Consider the following 18156-nt stretch of genomic DNA (forward strand, 5'->3'; position numbering starts at 1 on the left):
CCAACCCGCTGTTCCGGGCCATGAGATAAACGGTTGCCCGGGTGCCGACGGCGGGGAAGTTCAGGCGTAGTCGCTGGTCGGATGTGCTCTCGGGGGCGTGGGAGCGCTGTGTGCGATCGGCGGGACAGACTCGGCTCAAATATTACCGGGCAGTATTGCTCGGTAATTCGGTGCTGCCCGAAGAGCGTTTTGTCGGTGCTCTTTCATTTGGGTCGTCGCCTGAGTCCAATGCTTTAGAGACCCCTGTTGCGGGCATGCGGATGCGCCTGCGCGAGGGAACTCCAGGAACTCGGAGAAGTCATGACGCGACAGCGGAACTTGGTGAGTTCCTTTATTTCTCACGCCGAAGGTCACCCCGACGACCCGGCGTTGGTCTGGCACGGAGAAGGGACGACCTACCGCGAACTGCGCGAGCTGGCGGAGCGGGAGCGCGCGCGGCTCGTCCGGCTCGCGCCGGGCGCGGAGGAGCCGATCGGCGTCCTGGCCGCCAAGTCGCCCGCGGTGATCGCACTGGTGCTCGCCTGTCTGATGGAGGGACGCCGGTTTCTCCTGCTGTCACCCTTGCTGACGGCTGAGACGCGCGATCGGTTGTCCGAGCAGGCAGGTTGCTCGCACGTGCTGACACCGCTGGACCCGGCGGCGCCCCCGGCCGGGCAGGGCGCGCAGGCGGGACCGCACCCGCCCGCGGAGTCCGACGTGTCCTTCATGTTCACCACCTCGGGTTCCACCGGGCAGCCGAAGGTCGTGCCGCTGAGCACGGGCGCGGTGGACCGCTTCACCGACTGGGCGGGCGAGCACTTCGGCATCCGCCGGGGAACGACCGTGCTCAACTACGCGCCGCTCAACTTCGACCTGTGCCTGCTGGACGTCTGGACCACGCTCAAGAACGGCGGCCGCGTCGTCCTGGTCGACCCCGCGCGGGCCACCGACGGCCGCCACCTCCTGGACCTCGTCGCCGACCACGACGTCCGGATCGTCCAAGCGGTGCCGATGTTCTACCAACTGCTCGCCGACGCGGCCGAGCGGCGCGGCCTGCGGCTCGACGCCGTCGAGCACGCCGTCTTCACCGGAGACAGCATGCCCGTCCGCTGCCTCGCCCGGCTTCCCGGACTGTTCGGCAGGGCACGGCTCTCCAACGTCTACGGCTGCACCGAGACCAACGACAGCTTCCTCCACGAGGTCGACCGCGCCGAAGCGCTGGATCGCCCGGTCCCCATCGGCAGGCCCCTGCCCGGAGTGCACGCCGTGATCGTCGACGCCGACGGCGGGATCCTGTCAGGACCCGGCACCGGCGAACTCCACGTCCGCACACCGTTCCAGACCGAGGGCTACCTCGGAGGAGGCGGCGGGGCGGAGAAGTTCGTCACCCACTTCGACGGGGAGCGCGAACGGCGCTACTTCCGCAGCGGCGACCTGGTGCGCCGCGACCCCGACGGCCGGATCACCCTGGAAGGCCGCAACGACCACCAGGTCAAGGTGCGCGGCGCCCGGGTCAACACCCACGAGGTCGAACAGGTGCTGCTCAAGCACCCCGAGGTCGTCGAGGCGGCCGTGCTGCCCGTGCCCGACCCCGTCGCGGGCCGCCTCCTGCACGGCGTCGTCCGCCGGGCCCCCGGCAGCGGACTCAACACGCTGCGGCTGCGCGGCCACTGCGCCGGACTGCTGCCCGCCACCGCGATCCCCACGACCCTGCTGATCGTGGACGACCCCTTGCCGCGGACGTCCACCGGCAAGATCTCCCGCGCACTCGTCGAGAAGGCCCACCCCCCGCACGGTCGAACGAAGGAACGCTGAAATGTCGCACGACACGGTTGTCAAGCAGTTCATCATCGAGGAGTTCCTGCCGGACGTCGGCATCGACGAACTCGCCTCCGACTACGACCTGGTGGCCGGCGGGGTCATCGACAGCCTCGGCCTGCTCAAGACGATGGCCTGGCTGGAGGACAGGTTCGACCTGCGCGCCGACGAGATCGACCTCGACCCCGACCACTTCCGCACCGTCGGCGCGATCGGCTCCTTCATCGAGCGGGCGCGGGCGCAACAGGCAGGGACCGAGTAGCGATGCACGAAGTGCCCCTGGCACTGCTCACCCGGGAACGGCCCGTCGAGCAGGAGATGTGGCGGTCCTTCTGGGACCGGCTGCACGAGGGCGGCCTGCGGCGCGGCGAGACGGTGGCGCTGCTGGCCTCGCTCGCCACCCGCATGCCGGACCGGGAGACCCTGCACGGATTCCTGCGCTCGCTGGAGGAACGCCGCCCCCGGCCCGTCGCGCGGCTGGACGGCGCGGCCAACATCGTCGGCACCGGCGGCGGCCCCGGCACCTTCAACATCTCCACCGCAGCGGCGTTCGTCGCCGCCGCGCTGGGGGTGCGCGTGGTCAAGACGGGCTCGCGCGCCTGTACGAGCACCTGCGGCTCGCACGACCTGCTGGAACTGCTCGGCATCCCCCTGACCGCCTCGTACGAACAGACCGGTGCCGCACTGGACCGGTACGGCATCGCCTTCCCCGGGCCCTTCGTGTACCCGCGCGAACTGATGCTGCTGGCGAAGAGCGTCCTGCCGCTCGACCCGCGCACGCTCGGCCGGTTCGTCAACGCGGTCGGGCCGTTCCTGGCGGCGATGCCCGTGTCGTACCAGCTGATCGGCGTCGCGGACCACGCGCTGCTGCCCCGGCTGCGGTACGTCGCCGACCGCACGGCCGACCGGAGGATCTGGCTCTGCGGCAACGCCCTGGGGGTCGACGAACTGGTCAGCTCCGTCGACAACGTCATCCACGTCAACGACGGCACGACGCGGCACCTGCGGGCCGACGCGCCCGGCGGCACCACCCTCACCGGCCTGCGGCCGGTCGGCCGCCCCGACCAGGTGGCCGAGCACTTCCTCGACGTGCTCCGCGGCGGGGGCGGGCGGCTCGCGACGCGCACCGTCGCGCTGAACGCCGCCGCACTCGCCGTCGCGAGCGGGCTCGTCGACGACTGGGACGAGGCCAGGGCGGCCGCGGCCGACGCCCTGACCGGCGGCGCCGCACTCGACCTCGTCAACCGGCTGCGGGCGGACACGGCCGCTGGCGGGAGGGGACCGCGATGAGCGGGTTCTTCGCGCGGCGGGAGCCCGGCGCGCCCGGCCTCGCCCTGTTCCTCAACGCGGGGGACCCGCCCCTGCCCGTCCTGGCCGACCTCGTGCGGATGCTCGACGACTGCCGGGTGGACTGCCTGGAACTGGCCGTGCCCTTCCCCGACTCGGTCACGGACGGGGAGACCAACCGGCGCTCCGCGCGCCGGGCGCTGGCGCAGGGCGTCGGCCTCGACGAGGTGCTCGACTTCCTGCGCCTGGTCCGGCCCCGCCTGAGCCACCTGCGGGTGGCGCTGCTGGCGGACTGGAGCCACACCGTCAAACCGATGCCGCTGCCGGACTTCGTCGGCAGGGTCGCCGACTCGGGCGCCGACGGGCTGCTCGTCCACGGCCTGCCGCCACGGCTGCGGACCGGCTGCCGCGAAGCGGCACGGGACGCGGGCCTGCCGCTGGTGGCGACCTGCTACGCGAGCTCCACCGCCGAGGTCAGGGCCGACGCGGCCGCACACGCCACCGCGTACCTCTACCTGGTGGCCCACTACGGCCGCAGCGGCGGCGGACCCGCCGCCGAGAACCCCCGACTGGCCGACGCCCTCGCGCGGTTGCGCGGGACGACGACCGCCCCCGTCGCGGTCGGCTTCGGCATCAGGACCAGGGACGACATCGAGAGGGTGCACGCCCTGGGCGCCGACGCCGCGGTCGTGGGCAGCGCCGGCGTCGCCCGCGTCGAGCGCGCCCTGGCCCAACAGGTCGACGTGGTCGACGAGTTCCACACCTTCGTACGAACCCTTCTTCCCGCACGACAGAACCGCACCACCGAACCAGGCAGGAGTTCCACCCCATGATTGTCCGACGTTTTGACGATGTGGCGGCCGTCGACTGGGGCAACGGCCTCAGCCGCAGATTCCTGGTCGAGTCCGACGGCATGGGCTACTCGCTGACCGACACCACGGTACGGGCGGGCACCAAGTCCCCCCTGGAGTACCGGCGTCACCTGGAGGCGTGCTACTGCATCAGCGGCACGGGCGAAGTGATCGACTCCGCCGGCACGTCCCACGCGATCGAACCCGGCACGCTCTACGCGCTCGACCAGCACGACGCCCACTTCCTGGTCGCGGGACCGGACGAGGACCTGCGGCTGGTCTGCGTCTTCTCGCCCGCGCTGCACGGCGGGGAACGGCACAGCCTGGACTCGTCCGAGTTCTCCCAGTACTGAACGGGACCGACGCATGATGCGATGGAACGCCGACCAGAAGGCCCTGCGCGAAGGCCTGCGCCACTGGCACGAGGCACTCAGCGCGGGCCACATCGAGCGGGACGCGGCCGCCGCCTTCCCGTACGAGCAGTGGAAGCTGATCCAGCGGACCGGGATCCTCGGCCTGCCCTTCGACGAACAGTGGGGCGGACTCGGCCAGTCCCTGCTCACCACCATGTACGTCCTGGAGGAACTGGGCGCCGGATGCCGGGACGGCGGGCTGAACTTCTCGGTCGCCACCCACATGGTCAGCGTCGGCGTCCCCCTCCAGCGCTTCGGCTCACCGGCGCTCAAACAGCGCTACCTGCCCGGGATCTGCTCGGGCGGGACGATCGGGGCGCACGCGATCACCGAGCCGGAGAGCGGATCCGACGCGCTGGCCATGCGGACGACGGCCACGCGCGAGGGCGAGGACTTCGTGCTGCGCGGCGGCAAGTGCTTCGTCAGCAACGGCCCGGTGGCCGACGTGTTCGTGGTGTACGCCAGGACGCACCCGGACGGCGGACCGCTGGGCATCACCGCCTTCCTCGTGGAGCGGGACACCCCGGGGCTCACCGTCGGCGCGCCCGTCGGCAAGATGGGCCTGCGCACGTCCCCGCTGGGCGACCTGTACTTCGACGACTGCCGGATCCCCGCGTCCGCCGTCGTCGGCCGGATCGGCTCCGGCTTCCTGGTCCTGGACCACGTCATGAAGTGGGAGATCCTCTGCTCCTTCGTCATCAACGCGGGGCAGATGGGGCACCGGCTGGAGCGCTGCGTCGAGCACGCGAGGACCCGCACCCAGTTCGGCAGGCCGATCGGCGCCAACCAGGCCGTCGCCCACCGGATCGTGGACATGCGGACCGGCCTGGAGACCGCCCGCAAGTGGCTCTACGACACGGCACGGCGGCTGACGGACGGCGAGAACGTCACGACGGACGTCGCCACCAGCAAACTGCTCACGAGCGAGAGCAACGTCGCCTCCGCGCAGGCCGCCGTGCAGATCTTCGGCGGCCAGGGGTACCTCACGGAGTGCGGCCTGGAGAAGGACCTGCGGGACGCGACCGCGAGCACCCTCTACTCGGGCACGTCGGAGATCCAGCGCAACCGCATCGCGTCGATGCTGGGGTTGTGACGCCCGGTGCTGGTCAAGATCTGCGGCGCCACCGCCGCCGACGAGGTGGAACTGCTCGCGTCGGCGGGCGCCGACCTCGTCGGCGTGTGGCACGGCGTCCCCGGCGGCCGTACCGAACTGTCCCCGCGGCAGCTGTCCGACCTGGCGGCGGCCGCGCACCGCACCGGGCGCGTCCGCCCCGTCCTGGTCACCTTCCTGAACGACGCGGCGGCGCTGCGCGACGTACTGGCCCGCGCCCGGATCGACTGGGTCCAACTGCACGGCTACCAGACGCCGGGCACGGTCCGGGCGCTGAAGGACACGGGAGGCCCCACCGTGGTCAAGGTCGTGCACCTCGGCCCTGGAGGCGCGGCCGCCTGCCCCGAACTGCCCCTGATCCGCTCGTACGAGCGGGCGGGAACGGACCTCTTCCTCATCGACGCGACGACCGCCGACGGCCGCCTGGGCAGCACGGCGCGACAGCTCGACGGCCGGGCCGTCCTGGACGTCGTGGACCGCATGTCGCGGCCGTTCCTGCTGGCCGGTGGCATCACGGGGGACAGCGGGCCCGGCCACCGGGCCGTGGTGGAACACCCCCTGTTCCGCGGCATCGACGTGGACACGGCGGCCAAGGACCCCGGCAGCGGCCGGATACGGGCCGAGCGGGTCGCGGACGTGGTCCGGGGCTGGCGGACGGCCGGCGGCGGCCCGGAGGAGGCGGCATGACGGGCGCGTTCACGGCGGCGCTGCTGGCCGCCCGCAGGCCGGTGGTCATGGAGCTCAAGCGGCAGGACGCCACGGGCCGCGACCTGTTCGGCGGACGGTCCGTCGAGGAGATCGTGGCCGCGTACGAGGACGTCGGCGCGCCGTGCCTCTCCGTGGTGACCGGCCACTGGTTCGGCGGCACCGGGTCGCTGCTGCGCGACGTCGTGCGGGCCACGCGACTCCCGGTACTCCAGAAGGACTTCATCACCCGGCGGAGCCAACTGGAGCAGGCGGCACGGGACGGCGCGTCCGCCGTGCTGCTCACCGCGGCCCTCCTGCCCAGGAGCACCCTGGGCAGCCTCGTCGAGTACGGCGCGGGGCTCGGCCTGACCCCGTTCGTCGAGGTGACGACGGAGGCGGAGGCGCTGCGCGTGCCGCACGCCGAGGACTGCGTGATCGCGGTCAACAACAAGGACATCACCGCCCGCGAGCGCGGCGCGGGCGACGTCGCACGGAGCTTCGGACTGCTGCCCGCCCTGCGGCGCACCGGCACCCCCTGCCCGGTCAGTGCCAGCGGCATCGAGCGGCCGGCCGTCGCGGCCCGGCTGGTGCGGGAGGGCTTCGCCGGAGTGCTCGTCGGCGCGGGACTCCTGCGGACGGACGACCTGCCGGGCTGGCTCGACGACTTCGACCGCGAACGCCGCGAACCGTCCTGATCGAGCACCGGACGCAGGGACCGGCCTGGACGCCGGGCACCCGACCCGCACCGCACACACCCCCAACAGCAGGAGGCAGGCACATGAGCGACACCGCAGTCGAGCAGTGGAAGGTCGTCGTCAACGACGAGGAGCAGTACTCGATCTGGAGCGCCGACCGCGAGTCCCCGGCGGGCTGGCGCGAGGTCGGCGTACAGGGCGCGAAGGACGAATGCCTCGCGCACATCGACCGCGTGTGGACCGACATGCGCCCCCTGAGCCTGAGGCAGCACACCGCCGCGGAATCGGGCACCGCGTGAACCGGGCGCCCGCCACGGCCGCGCGGGCCGAACCGACCCGGCCGCCCCTGCTCTCCACCACCCTGCGCATGGAGCCCGATGACGTGCGGGCGTGGGTCGTCGTGGACCGCGTGGTCGACGGCCTCGCCATGGGCGGCACCAGGATGACCGCGACCGTCACCGAAGGGGAGCTGGCCCGTCTCGCCAGGGCCATGACCGACAAGCTCGCGCTCGTCGACCTGCCCATCGGGGGCGCCAAGGCCGGCATCGCGCCCGCGCCCGGAGCGCCGGTCGAACGCCTTGAGACGATGCGCTCGTTCGGCCGCGCGGCGGCCCCGCTGCTGCACGGCGGGGTCTACCTCGGCTGCGACCAGGGCACCACCTACGCGGACCGGCGGACGGCCTTCGACGCCGCCGGATACGACGTCGCCCACCGGCCGGGCGCGACCCGGCTCACCGTCGGCTGGGACGAACTGTGGACCCACATGGCCGACGTCACCGGGTTCGGCGTGGCCGTCGCGGTGCTCGGCGCCCTGCGCGCGGCGGGCACGCGGACCCCGCAGCGCATCGCGATCCAGGGGTTCGGCACGGTCGGGCGCGCGGTCGCGGGCCACCTGTCCGACCACGGGCACCTGATCGTGGCCGTCGCCGACGTGCGGGGCACGATCGAGGACCAGAGCGGACTCCCGGTCGCCGCCCTCACCGCGATCACCAGCAGCGACGGCACTGTCGACCGGACGCGGCTGCCCGCGTCGGCCCGGGTGCACGCGTCGGCGGGCGCGTGGCTGAACGTCGACGCCGACGTCCTCGTCCTCGCGGCGTCCGCCGCGGCGGTCGGGGCGGACGAGGTGCCCGGGGTCAGGGCCGGGACGGTGGTCGAGGGCGGGAACATGAGCTGTACGGAACCGGCCCGCCGACTGCTGCGCGAGGCCGGTCACACCGTCCTGCCGGACGTGGTCGTCAACGTGGGAGGCGCCGCGGCGACCGGCTGCGTCCTGGCCGGAATCGCCCCGTCCGACCTGCCGCTGCCGCGCCTGTCCGCCTGGCTGCGGGACTGGATCTCCACCAGGATCACCAGGAACTGCGAACTCGTCCAGGAACTGCACGCCTCGGGCAGCGCCGACCCGGTCGCCCGACTGCTCGCCGAGAAGGGGGTGCACCGGGCCCCCGCCGTATGACGGCCGCGTCCCCCGCTTCCCTCCGTCCCGGCTTCCCCGCCTCGCCGTTGGAGGTCTGTTGGGGACGTGTTGGTGTGGCCGGAAAGAATCCCCCCGGCAAGGGAAGTTCCGACAAGGGGGAGCACGGGATGGCAGGGCGGCCGAACGGCGGCGGAGCGGACGGCGTCGCGGGGGAGGACCTCTTCCCGGAACTGCGCCGGATCAAAGCGGCATCGCGGCTGAGCTACAACCGGCTCGCGGGCAGGACGCACTACAGCCGCTCCTCCTGGGAACGCTTCCTCAACGGGAAGCAGCTTCCCACCAAGGTCGCGATCGAGGAGTTCGCCGAAGCGGCGGGGCAGGCCCCCGGGCCGCTGCTCGCCCTGCTGGAGACGGCGTCCGTCAGCAGGGCCCTCCCGGGGAAGGGGCCGGGGGGCGCGGCGGGCTGCCGGGCCCCGGCGGCCGCCGCGACGGCGGAGCGCCCCCGGTGGAAGACGGCGGACTCCGCGCCGGAGCGCCGCTTCCACTGGGACGCGCTCCTGCGTACGACCGCCGTCGTCGTGGTGGGCGGCCTGATCGGCAGCGCGCTGACGCTGTACTCGGCGGACCAGGCGACGCGGATGCGCCGCAGAAGGGCGCCGCGGATTCCGTGACCCCTTCGGTCCGTGCCCCCTCCAGCTCCAGTCGGGGGAGCGTGCCGATCAGTCGGGGAGCGTGCCGAACAGCATGTTTCCCGCGCAGCCGCGCTCCTCGCTGGTGAAGTAGTCGCCGAACGCCTCGCTGAGTTCGTCCAGGCTGATCGCGCCGTCGCCGTTGGTGTCCAGTCGGCGGGTCACGGTGAGGGTGTCCTCCTGGGCCACCCCGAAGGCCCGGAGCAGACGTTGGGCCTCCTGGGGGTCCAGGGTGTTGCTGCCGTCGGTGTCCGCGGTCGCGAGGACGGCCACCACCATCGGCAGGACGTGCGTGCCGTACGCCTTCGGGGTGCCCGCGAGCCGGGACACGGCCGTTTCGAACGTGTCGCGGTCCAGGCGCGTGCGCGGTGTGCCCCCGTCGGCGGCGCACAACTGCCGCCAGCACTCCCGGAACGCCTCCGCCAGGCCGGTGGCCTTGGGGGAGTGCGCGGCGTGCCCGAAGGCCGTGGCGATGCTGCCCGCCGCGCGCTGCCAGTCGGACCCGTCGATCAGGCCGTCCCCGTCCTTGTCGAACAGGCCGAAGAGCGCCCGGTGCTTGGCGGCCAGGAACGGCGCGACCGCTGCGCCGTCGGGGGCCGGGCCGGACACGGGGGACTTCAGGGCGGCCGTCGTCAGGTAGGAGCGCGCGACGGGGTTGGCCGAGGCGGCGAGGCGGGGCGAGCGGCCCTGGTCGATGGAGTCGAGGTAGTCGCACGTGGCGCGGTACCCGGCGGCGGCGCGGCGCTCGATGGCGGCGCACTCCTCGCGCACGGTGGCGCGCCGCGGCATGCTCGCGGCCTCTTCGCCCGCCTCGCCGCTCGGCAGGATGTGCACCCGTACGCCGGGGGGCCGGGTGTTGAGGATCTGCGCCAGCCGGTGGCGCCGGGAGATCTCGAAGGCCGTCGGACCGATCTGCCACGGCCACCTGGGCGGCCGCAGCGGCAGTTCGCGCTGCCGCATCCGCAGGACGTACACGGTGCTCGCGCCGTAGGCGACGGCCCGGCCGACGGGGGTCGTCTCGACGATGCCGCCGTCCACGTAGTGCTCGCCGCCGATCCGCACGGGCGGCCAGAGGCCGGGGATGGCGCAGGAGGCCAGGACGGCGGGGACGAGCGGACCCGAGTCGAAGTACCGGGCGGCGGCGCGCTCGACGGAGGCGGCGACGCACTGGTAGGGCAGCGTCAGGTCCTCGATGCGGGTGTGCGCGCCGAGGTAGGACCCGACCACCTCGTGCAGGCCGTCCATGGACGCGAGCGCCGGACGGCGGTGCACGGCGTTGGCCAGCAGGCCGCGCGGCGTGACGGACATGACCCGCTTGCCCAGCAGGTCCTTCCACAGTTCGGTGAGGGTGTCGCAGAGCGCGGGGGACGGGTCCTTGGCGAGCAGCGCGCCCTGGAGGGAGCCGACGGAGGTGCCGAAGACGAGGTCGGGGACGGTGCCCCGCTCCAGCAGCGCCCGCAACATCCCGACCTGGTAGCCGCCCAGCTTGCCGCCCCCGCCCAGCACGAATGCGGTGCGGCCCGCGGTGCCTTCGGGGGACGGCTCGGGGGACGGCTCGGGGGTGTTCGCTGCGGACATGCTTTCCTCCTGGTCGTACGCGGTGTGCCGGGCGCGGCCCGGGGAGCGGCGGGGCGGGCGGGTGCGGTCCGTCACGGGTGCGCGGCCGACTCCTCGGCGGTGCGGGCGCCTTGGCCGGTACGGGTCGTCAGGACCCACGCGTCCAGCTCCCGCCAGCGGTCGTACAGCCAGGCTTCGAGCGCGTCCGGCTCGCGCGGCACCTCGTGGGACCCGAAGCTCCGCCAGGTGAGGTGCACCGCCGCGGCACGGCCCGGCGGGTAGTCGGCGGCCAGCCGCCAGGGCAGTACGTCCTCCAGACCGGTGTGCCCGACCACCAGCACCTGGGCGCGGGGCGCGGCGGCGAGCAGCGCGGCCGTCCCCCGGACGACCGGCGGCAGCACGCGCGGCATGGCCTCCGCCGCTGCAGCCAGGTCCGGCCTGCCGCGGCGGCGCAACCGCGCGATGCGGGCCCGGCGCCGCCGCTCGCTGAAGTTGGTGCCCTCGGGCAGTACGGCCACGGCGTCCCCCGCCGCCAGCCGGTGCCCCATCGAGACGAGCTCCCGCCCGGCCCTGGCCCGGCCCTCGGCGTTCCACCGCAGGGGCACGACGGACGTCTCCCGCACGATGGCCGCCGCCCCAGGCAGCCAGGTGGCCGCGCTCTTGCACACGCCGTGCGGGCGCTGCCGCAGCACGTTCACGACCAGGTGCACGGCGAGCTGCATGTTCAGCAGCCCCGCGTGCCGCAGCAGGACGACGACGGGCCGTGCGGGGTCCAGGTCGGGTGGCGGCGGGCAGTGCAGCGGCATGCCGATCGAGCGGAGCCCGGGGCCGAAGAACGCCCCGGTCGAGCGCCGCACCATGGCCAGGCCCGTGCCGTCCGGCCCGGACGGCCGGGAGGGCTGGGAGGGCTGGGAGGGCGTACGGGCACCGGAAGGCCCGCGGCCCGCGCGCACGCGCGACAGTCGCGGCCGCAGGGCGCCGAACAGGGTGCTCACCTCGCAGGTGAGCAGGTACGCCGTGCACAGCAGGGCCAGTCGTGCCGCGCCGCGCACCGGCCGCGGCAGCCCGGGGGCGACGATCCGCAGGACCAGCAGCACGGGCGACAGGGCCAGGACGAGCAGGAGGCACACCGCGAAGAGGGTGGCCCGGCTCAGGGCGCGGAACGCGGCGAGCACACGGGGCGGGGCGCCCGCACGGACGCCGCGGGCACTGCCGACGAGTGCTGCGGAGGCCTGCGGCACGGCGACCGCGGGCACGCTCTGCTCGGCTGGGTTCATGATCCATTGGATCTCACAGGCAGGTGGCACCCGCAAACGGAGCCCGCCGTCGTGCGAGGCGGGTGCCACCCTGGTGGAACGCCCCGGTCAGCACGTGGAACGGCGACCGGGCCCGCGCGTGGAACCGCTCAGTCGGCCCGCCCCCAGCCGGGGGTGTCGCCGTGGTAGGAGTACGCGTCGAGCGCGGCGACGGCGGCGAAGGGGTTGCCGTTCTTGTACTGGTCGACCGCGAGGAAGTTGGGCTTGCGGCGGGCGGCCGGCATGCAGAACCGCTCGGCCCTGTTCTGGAGCTTCGCGTTGTCGTTCGTGTACGTCGGGGCCATCGGGACGTCCCGGAAGTGGTTCATCACGAACAGCCGACGGAAGCGGGGCTCCTCCTTGCCGAGCGGGACGTCGCCCCACCGGGAGTAGCAGCTCCAGTTGCCCGCGCCCAGGCCGGGTCCCATGGACCAGTAGTTCTCCACGGTCCAGTGCCGGTCGTGCATGACGCCCAGGTCCTGGAGGCCGTCGCTGCTCGCGAGGATCAGCAGGCGCTTGTTCGCGGCGACGAGCGAGGAGACCTTGGGCCAGCCCCTGTTCCGCACGTCCCACTCGGGTGCGTCGGGGCGGAAGACCAGGTCGGAGATGCCGGGGACCTTGGCCAGTGACGCCTTCAGCTGGTCGCGGGAGGCGTAGTTCTCCAGGGAGAGGGTGACGATCGCCCCGGTGTCCTGCCGCAGGAAGTTCGCGACGGTGGCCAGGGACGAGGCGAAGGTCTTCTGCCCGGGGCCGCAGCTGCCGTGGCACAGCAGCGCCTCGCCGCCGCCACCGTTGTACGTGTCCAGCATCAACCCCCTGACTCCGTCCTTGAGTTGGCGTTCGATGGAGTGCGGCTGGTTGGGGGCGATGAACCGGATCGGGTCGTCCTCGGTGTTCTGGAACGCGTTGTGCGCGGTGAGGTACGTCATCTGGTCGAGCGTCGGGTCGGGGCCCTTGGCCGCGCGGGGCGGGTCGACGGGGGTGGCGTACCAGGTCTCGGCGTCCCCGCGCGGGGCGGTGGCGAACGTGACCTGGCCCTGGCCCGGGTTGCCGACCATGCGTTCCTGGGTGCCGGGGACGTGGACGGCGTACCGCTCGCCCGCCGTCCGTCGCACGGTCCAGTCGGTGCCGGCCGCGCCGCAGTCGCCGAGGGCGACGCGCGTCCCGCCCTGGCCCTGCGCGCGGGTCAGGCACCTGCCGTCGCCGTCCGCGTTCCGGATCCGGTAGTCGCCCGGGGTGCCGGTCGCCTGGAACTCCCACTGCTGCCGGTCCTCGTCGCCCCTGGGGCGGTGGGTCGAGAGGTACGGGTCGGAGCCGGACGCCCCGGAGAGGTTGTCGCCGGTCGCGAGGTTCTGGAGGTAGAACCGGCCCTGGACGGGCGGCCCTTCGGCCCGTGCGGGTGCGGCGCCCCAGGCCAGCAGGGTGCCGGTGAGGGCGGTGGACAGGGCGACGGCGGCGGCCCCGCGGACGGTGCGCGGCGCGGCGCCGCCGCGTCGCCCGGCGGGGCGCGCGGGGCCGTGAGCACTTAATGTCATGGGCATGGAAAGCGGCATGGGAAGGGTCTAGCACACCGGACGCGGCGCGCGCGGGACGATCGCCGCCATCCGCGCGGACGCGACGCGGCGCCGCCCCCGGGGGCAGGGGCGGCGCCGCGTCCGGTGCGACTCAGGGCGCCAGCATCGCCGCCACCGCCGACCGCCAGTCCTCACCGGGCCGCTCGGCCAGCTCGGCCGCCAGCGCCCCGGAACGGTAGCGGCGCCGGTTGACCAGTTCGGGCGTGCCGTCCGCGACCGTCCCCGTGTGCGCGACGCGGCTGCCGGTGCCCAGCAGCCGCGCCAGCTCCGCGGCGAACTCGTGCCAGCCGACGTGGCCGCCGACCGCGTTCACCGGCCGCCCCGTCGGCCGCTCCGCGCAGGTCACCAGCGCGCGGGCCAGGGCGGCCGCGTGCACCCACGGGGCGCCGTACCAGCCGAGGTCAGGCGACGGCAGCTCGATCGGCCCGCCCGAGCGCGCCGCCTGGAACAGCGCGCCGGTCGCACCCCAGCGCAACTGGTCGCGCAGCCTGGCGTGCGGACCCCACACGATCGGCGCCCGCACCACGCTCGCTCCGCCGCGCCCCTCGCGCTCCGCCGCGTCGAGCAGCATCCGCTCGCAGTCGAGCTTCGCCCGCCCGTACGAGGTGAAGGGCGCCGCGGGCGCGGTGTCCTCGGCCACCTCGGCGACCGGCGGCTGCCCGTACGCGTCCACACTGCTCACGAACACGAACGTGCCCCGCCGCCAGCCCTCCAGCAGCGCGCGCATCGCCGCGACGTCCACCTCGGGCGAGGTGAACGTGCACGCCGAGTGGACCACCGCGTCGACGCCCGCGACCGCCGCCCGCAGGCCGTCGAGGTCGCCGAGGTCGCCCTCCACCACCTCGACGCCGTCGGCGGCGACCAGATGCGCGGACTCCGGCCTGACCAGGACCCGCACCGGCCGCCCGCGCGCCGCCAGCTCCCGCAGCACGAACGCGCCGACGCCCCCCGTGCCACCCGTGACCAGCACCGTCCCCGGCCGCACCGCCGCAGGGCGGCGCGCGGCGCTGCCCGCGGCGGCCGCCCGCTCGGCCCTTTCCCGGTCCCGCGCGTCGAGCAGCGCCGCCAGGGCGCGCGGCGTGCGGTGCTCCATCACGTCGAGCCCGGTCAGCGGCAGCCCCAGGCGCCCGCGCAGCCGCTCCGCGAGCCGGACCGCGAGCAGCGAGTGCCCGCCCAGCACGAAGAAGTCGGCGTCCGGCTCGGGCTCCGCGCCGAGCAGCTCGCCGAACGCGGTCACGACGGCCCTGCCCCGCGCACCCAGCGGCTGTGCGGGGTGCCCGGCCCCGCCCGCCGCGTCCGGCGCGCCCGGCAGCCTGCCGACGTCCACCGTCCGGCCGTCGGCCGCCAGCGGCAGCCGGTCCAGTACGGTCACGGCGGCGGGCACCAGCTCGGGGGCCAGCCGCGAGCGCAGCGCTATCCGCAGCAGCTGCGGCGCGGGCGCGCCGGTGCCGCTCGGCACCACGTACGCCAGCGGCGGCCGCCCCGCGCGCTCGACGAGCACCGCGTCGGAGATCTCCGGACGCGCCAGAAGCAGCGCCAACGCCGCGTGCTCCGCACCACTCTGACGACGCGTCAACGGGATCGCGGAGTCCTTCGACGCCTTCGAGAGGAGGGCGGCGAAGGCGTGCAGCAGGGTGCGGGCCGCGGACCCGTCGAGACGCGAACGGTCGTAGCGCACCAGACAGCGGGGCCCGGCCCCGCCGTCCACCGCCTCCTCGACGTAGAGGCCGAGGCCGAACTTGGCGTTCCCCAGGTCGACTTCGACCGGTTCGCCCACCGTCCCCGGCAGTCGCAGCGCGAGCGGCGCGCCCACCACGTCGGCGGTCACGTCCACCAGCGGATGCCCGTCCGCGTCGCGCGCCGCGCCGCCGAGGCGCTCGACGATCAGGTCGAAGGGGACGTCGCGGTGCTGCTGCGCTTCGAGGAGCGCGTCCCTGACCACGCCGAGGAGCGCGCCGAACTCCGCGGACCCGGCCGCGTCGACCCGTACCGGAAGGGTGTTGACGCACAGGCCGACCAGATCGCGCAGCCCGGTGCGGTCGCGGTGGCTGCTGGCGCAGCCCAGGACCAGGTCGTCGGAGCCGGTCGTCTCCAGCAGGGCCGCGTACGCGGCGGTCAGCACCACCGTGAAGAGCGTGGCCCGGTGCGCCTGCCCGAGCGCCCGCAGCCCGTCGACGACGTCCGCCGCCAAGGGCTCCGCGAGCACCGCCCCCTCGCCCTTGCGCGCCGACCCGTCGCCCGACGGCCGGGGGAGCGGCACGGGGCGGGCCCCGGCGAGGCGGGCCAGCCAGTGTTCGAGGCCGTCCTCCAGCCCGGCCGCGCCCGCCTGCTCGCGGCGGGCGAAGTCGGCGTAGCTCGGGGCGGGCCCCGCAAGGCCGGGTGCGGCGCCGGTGGGCGCGGAGCCGTACAAAGCCTCGATCTCCCGCGTGAGGACGGCCAGCGAGCCGCCGTCGACCGCGATGTGGTGCAACGTCAGCAGGACGGTGTGGTCCTCGGGCGCATGCCGTACGGCGAGCGCGCGCAGCACCGGGCCGGACGCCAGGTCGAACGGGCGGCCCGCCTCCTGGCGCAGCACGTCCGTGCGGTCCGCGGCGGCGTCCACCACCCGGACCGGCACCGGCGCGGGCGCCACCACCTCCTGGTACGGCTCGCCGTCGCGCTGCCCGTACCGGGTGCGCAGCACCTCGTGGCGCCGCACCAGAGCGGTCAGGGCCCGGCCCAGCGCCTCGGGGTCGAAGGGGCCGCGCACCCGGGTCGCGAAGGGCACGTGGTACGCGCTGCCGCTGCCGCTGCCGCCGAGCCGGTCCAGGAGCCACATCCGGCGCTGGGCGTACGACAGGGGGGCCGTGGAACCGGATCCGCCGGCGGCGGGCGCCTCGGTGGACGCCTTGGGGGACGCCCCGGGGGAGCGCCGCCCGCGCGCGAGCCTGAGCAGCGCCTGCTCGCGGGACGTGTCGGGTGCGGTGGTCACCGTGCCTCCTCGGGTTCGCCGTGGGCCGCCAGCAGGGCGCGCTCGACCAGCTCCGCCTGACCTGCCACCGTGGGGGCCGCGAAGAAGTCGGCGAGCGTCAGCTCCGCGCCCAGGTCCTCGCGCAGGTCCTCCACGACGCCCAGGGCGAGCAGCGAATGGCCGCCCAGGGCGATGAAGTCCGCTTCGGGGTCCGTGACTTCGATGTTCAGGGCCGCGCTCCACGCCTCGGCCACCACCTGCTGGAGCGGCGAGAGGGCCGCCCCGGCGGCGGGCGCGTCGGCCGTCACCAGCCGCCCGGCCAGCTCCTTCCGGTCGACCTTGCCGCTGCGGGTCAGCGGCAGCTCCCCGGTGAACTCCCAGGCGCCCGGCACCAGATGGGCCGGGAGCCGGGCCGCCAGATGGGCGCGCAGCCCGTCGGGCGTCGGCGTGCGCCCCTCGGCCGGGACGACGAACGCGACGAGACGGGCGTCGTCCTCCGACGGGTGCTGCACCACGGCGGCCGCGCCCGACACGTCCGCGTGCTCGCGCAGCACGTGCTCGATCTCACCGGGCTCGATGCGGAAGCCGCGCACCTTGAACTGGTCGTCGGCGCGGCCGTGGAACTCCAGCAGGCCGTCGGGGCGGACGGACACGAGGTCGCCGCTGCGGTAGAGCCGCCCCGCCGACGGATGGTCCACGAACCGCTCGGCCGTCAGCTCGGGCAGACCGAGGTAGCCGGAGGCCAGCCGGGACCCGCCGATCCACAGCTCGCCCCGGGCACCGGGCGCGACCGGTTCGCCCCGCTCGTCCAGGACGAGCGCGCTCGCGCCCGCGACCGGGCGGCCGATGGGCGGCGGCGCGTCGCAGTCCGCGTCCAGGACGCGGTGGGCGGTCGCCAGGGTGGTCGCCTCGGTGGGGCCGTAGCAGTTGAGCAGTTCGAGCCAGGGGTGGGCGCGCAGCACCGTGCGCGCGTGCTGGGCCGACAGGGCCTCCCCGCCGACGAACACCGTGCGCAGCACGGAGAACACCGGGGAGCGGCGCGCGGCCAGGTGGTGGAAGAGCGCGGTGGTCAGGCTGGCGACGGTCGCACCGAGCCGCTCGACGTCCCGGGCCAGTTTGTCCGGCGCGGGCCCGTCGCCGCCGGACACCGCGACGGCGGCCCCGTTGGCGAGGGCGATCCACACCTCCATCGCGGACGCGTCGAACGTCATGGCGGAGTGGAACAGCACCCGGTCCCGCGCGGTGACCGTCACGAAGTCGGGCTCCACGACCAGGCCCGCGATGCCCCCGTGGGTGAGCGCCACGCCCTTGGGGCGGCCGGTGGACCCGGACGTGAACATCACGTACGCGGTGGCGTCGGGATCGTAGCGGGCGTCCGTCCCGTACCGCGCCCAGGACTCCTCCGTGCCGCCCGGCGCGGACTCGAAGGGCAGCGCCAGCGCCCGCTCGTCCGAGATGCCCGCACCCTCCAGGAGCGCCTTGTCCCCGACCGTCAGGGCGGCCCCTGAGCCGTCCAGCATCGCCCGCAGGCGCGCCTGCGGGTGGGCCGCGTCCAGGGGCACGTAGTGGCAGCCCGCCCGCCACACGGCGAGCTGGGTCACGACGGCGCGCACCGAATGGGGCAGCAGCACCCCGACAGCCGAGCCGGGAAGCACCCCCCGCTCGCGCAGCGCGGCGGCGAGCCGCCCGCTCTCCACCATCAACTCGCGGTACGTAAGCCAGGTTTCGCCGTCCGTCACGGCGAGGGCGCCGGGCGCGGCCCCGGCGCGTGCGGCCACCGCGGCCGGTACGCCCCGCGACACGGCGGCCGTCCGGTCTTGGATCTGCGGCATG

At 74.5% G+C, this 18156-nt stretch carries 16 protein-coding genes; 11 read left to right on the plus strand and 5 right to left on the minus strand.

The genetic code is table 11. From position 1 onward, the window contains the following. Positions 1–300 precede the first annotated feature (300 nt). The 11 genes from ACIBNE_RS02705 to ACIBNE_RS02755 all read left to right on the plus strand — a co-directional run bounded on the left by ACIBNE_RS02705 (position 301) and on the right by ACIBNE_RS02755 (position 8929). Complete coding sequence (locus tag ACIBNE_RS02705; RefSeq protein WP_399268721.1) at positions 301–1794, plus strand: AMP-binding protein; 1494 nt, start codon at positions 301–303, stop codon at positions 1792–1794. Between the two features lies 1 nt (position 1795). Then, complete coding sequence (locus tag ACIBNE_RS02710; protein WP_399268723.1) at positions 1796–2059, plus strand: acyl carrier protein; 264 nt, start codon at positions 1796–1798, stop codon at positions 2057–2059. Positions 2060–2061: 2 nt separating this feature from the next. After that, positions 2062–3087 (plus strand): anthranilate phosphoribosyltransferase, encoded by a 1026-nt coding sequence (locus ACIBNE_RS02715; protein ID WP_399268725.1) that lies wholly within the window; start codon positions 2062–2064, stop codon positions 3085–3087. Further along, positions 3084–3917, plus strand: coding sequence for a tryptophan synthase subunit alpha (gene trpA / locus ACIBNE_RS02720; RefSeq protein ID WP_399268727.1), 834 nt, complete (start codon positions 3084–3086; stop codon positions 3915–3917). The genes ACIBNE_RS02715 and trpA overlap by 4 nt, the downstream gene beginning before the upstream one ends. Further along, positions 3914–4288, plus strand: a complete 375-nt coding sequence (locus ACIBNE_RS02725; RefSeq protein ID WP_399268729.1) for an ectoine synthase — start codon at positions 3914–3916, stop codon at positions 4286–4288. Before trpA ends, ACIBNE_RS02725 begins: the two co-directional genes overlap by 4 nt. 13 nt (positions 4289–4301) lie before the next feature. Continuing rightward, positions 4302–5441, plus strand: a complete 1140-nt coding sequence (locus tag ACIBNE_RS02730) for an acyl-CoA dehydrogenase family protein (RefSeq protein WP_399268731.1) — start codon at positions 4302–4304, stop codon at positions 5439–5441. A 6-nt stretch (positions 5442–5447) separates the two neighbouring features. Continuing rightward, positions 5448–6146: an N-(5'-phosphoribosyl)anthranilate isomerase gene (locus ACIBNE_RS02735; RefSeq protein WP_399268733.1), complete on the plus strand. Its 699-nt coding sequence runs from the start codon at positions 5448–5450 to the stop codon at positions 6144–6146. After that, positions 6143–6841, plus strand: a complete 699-nt coding sequence (locus tag ACIBNE_RS02740) for an indole-3-glycerol-phosphate synthase (RefSeq protein ID WP_399268735.1) — start codon at positions 6143–6145, stop codon at positions 6839–6841. Before ACIBNE_RS02735 ends, ACIBNE_RS02740 begins: the two co-directional genes overlap by 4 nt. Positions 6842–6924: 83 nt before the next feature. Continuing rightward, positions 6925–7140, plus strand: a complete 216-nt coding sequence (locus ACIBNE_RS02745) for an MbtH family protein (protein WP_399268737.1) — start codon at positions 6925–6927, stop codon at positions 7138–7140. Beyond that, on the plus strand, positions 7137–8297 hold the full coding sequence (locus tag ACIBNE_RS02750) for a Glu/Leu/Phe/Val dehydrogenase dimerization domain-containing protein (RefSeq protein WP_399268740.1): 1161 nt from the start codon (positions 7137–7139) through the stop codon (positions 8295–8297). The genes ACIBNE_RS02745 and ACIBNE_RS02750 overlap by 4 nt, the downstream gene beginning before the upstream one ends. Before the next feature lie 128 nt (positions 8298–8425). After that, complete coding sequence (locus tag ACIBNE_RS02755) at positions 8426–8929, plus strand: helix-turn-helix domain-containing protein (protein WP_399268742.1); 504 nt, start codon at positions 8426–8428, stop codon at positions 8927–8929. Between the two features lie 48 nt (positions 8930–8977). Here ACIBNE_RS02755 and ACIBNE_RS02760 read toward each other — a convergent pair whose 3' ends face one another. From ACIBNE_RS02760 to ACIBNE_RS02780, 5 genes are all read right to left on the minus strand, one after another. Further along, positions 8978–10525: a patatin-like phospholipase family protein gene (locus tag ACIBNE_RS02760; RefSeq protein ID WP_399268744.1), complete on the minus strand. Its 1548-nt coding sequence runs from the start codon at positions 10523–10525 to the stop codon at positions 8978–8980. Positions 10526–10596: 71 nt separating this feature from the next. Then, positions 10597–11781, minus strand: coding sequence for a 1-acyl-sn-glycerol-3-phosphate acyltransferase (locus ACIBNE_RS02765; protein WP_399268746.1), 1185 nt, complete (start codon positions 11779–11781; stop codon positions 10597–10599). 128 nt (positions 11782–11909) lie between these two features. After that, positions 11910–13352 carry a phosphatidylinositol-specific phospholipase C domain-containing protein gene (locus tag ACIBNE_RS02770; RefSeq protein WP_399268748.1) on the minus strand — a complete coding sequence of 481 codons (1443 nt, stop codon included), beginning with the start codon at positions 13350–13352 and terminating at the stop codon, positions 11910–11912. A 112-nt stretch (positions 13353–13464) separates the two neighbouring features. Then, positions 13465–16344: a condensation domain-containing protein gene (locus tag ACIBNE_RS02775; RefSeq protein ID WP_399268750.1), complete on the minus strand. Its 2880-nt coding sequence runs from the start codon at positions 16342–16344 to the stop codon at positions 13465–13467. Continuing rightward, positions 16341–18155: an amino acid adenylation domain-containing protein gene (locus ACIBNE_RS02780; protein ID WP_399268752.1), complete on the minus strand. Its 1815-nt coding sequence runs from the start codon at positions 18153–18155 to the stop codon at positions 16341–16343. Before ACIBNE_RS02780 ends, ACIBNE_RS02775 begins: the two co-directional genes overlap by 4 nt. Between the last annotated feature and the right edge of the window lies 1 nt (position 18156).

Origin of the sequence: Streptomyces sp. NPDC050504 (assembly GCF_044458065.1) — a bacterium.
GTDB lineage: Bacteria > Actinomycetota > Actinomycetes > Streptomycetales > Streptomycetaceae > Streptomyces.

Bases quoted from the DNA above. Each gene is read 5' to 3' on its own strand.
- ACIBNE_RS02705 (WP_399268721.1), top strand. From the start codon at position 301: ATGACGCGACAGCGGAACTTGGTGAGTTCCTTTATTTCTCACGCCGAA.
- ACIBNE_RS02710 (WP_399268723.1), top strand. From the start codon at position 1,796: ATGTCGCACGACACGGTTGTCAAGCAGTTCATCATCGAGGAGTTCCTG.
- ACIBNE_RS02715 (WP_399268725.1), top strand. From the start codon at position 2,062: ATGCACGAAGTGCCCCTGGCACTGCTCACCCGGGAACGGCCCGTCGAG.
- trpA (WP_399268727.1), top strand. From the start codon at position 3,084: ATGAGCGGGTTCTTCGCGCGGCGGGAGCCCGGCGCGCCCGGCCTCGCC.
- ACIBNE_RS02725 (WP_399268729.1), top strand. From the start codon at position 3,914: ATGATTGTCCGACGTTTTGACGATGTGGCGGCCGTCGACTGGGGCAAC.
- ACIBNE_RS02730 (WP_399268731.1), top strand. From the start codon at position 4,302: ATGATGCGATGGAACGCCGACCAGAAGGCCCTGCGCGAAGGCCTGCGC.
- ACIBNE_RS02740 (WP_399268735.1), top strand. From the start codon at position 6,143: ATGACGGGCGCGTTCACGGCGGCGCTGCTGGCCGCCCGCAGGCCGGTG.
- ACIBNE_RS02745 (WP_399268737.1), top strand. From the start codon at position 6,925: ATGAGCGACACCGCAGTCGAGCAGTGGAAGGTCGTCGTCAACGACGAG.
- ACIBNE_RS02755 (WP_399268742.1), top strand. From the start codon at position 8,426: ATGGCAGGGCGGCCGAACGGCGGCGGAGCGGACGGCGTCGCGGGGGAG.
- ACIBNE_RS02760 (WP_399268744.1), bottom strand. From the start codon at position 10,525: ATGTCCGCAGCGAACACCCCCGAGCCGTCCCCCGAGCCGTCCCCCGAA.
- ACIBNE_RS02765 (WP_399268746.1), bottom strand. From the start codon at position 11,781: ATGAACCCAGCCGAGCAGAGCGTGCCCGCGGTCGCCGTGCCGCAGGCC.
- ACIBNE_RS02770 (WP_399268748.1), bottom strand. From the start codon at position 13,352: ATGCCGCTTTCCATGCCCATGACATTAAGTGCTCACGGCCCCGCGCGC.
- ACIBNE_RS02780 (WP_399268752.1), bottom strand. From the start codon at position 18,155: ATGCCGCAGATCCAAGACCGGACGGCCGCCGTGTCGCGGGGCGTACCG.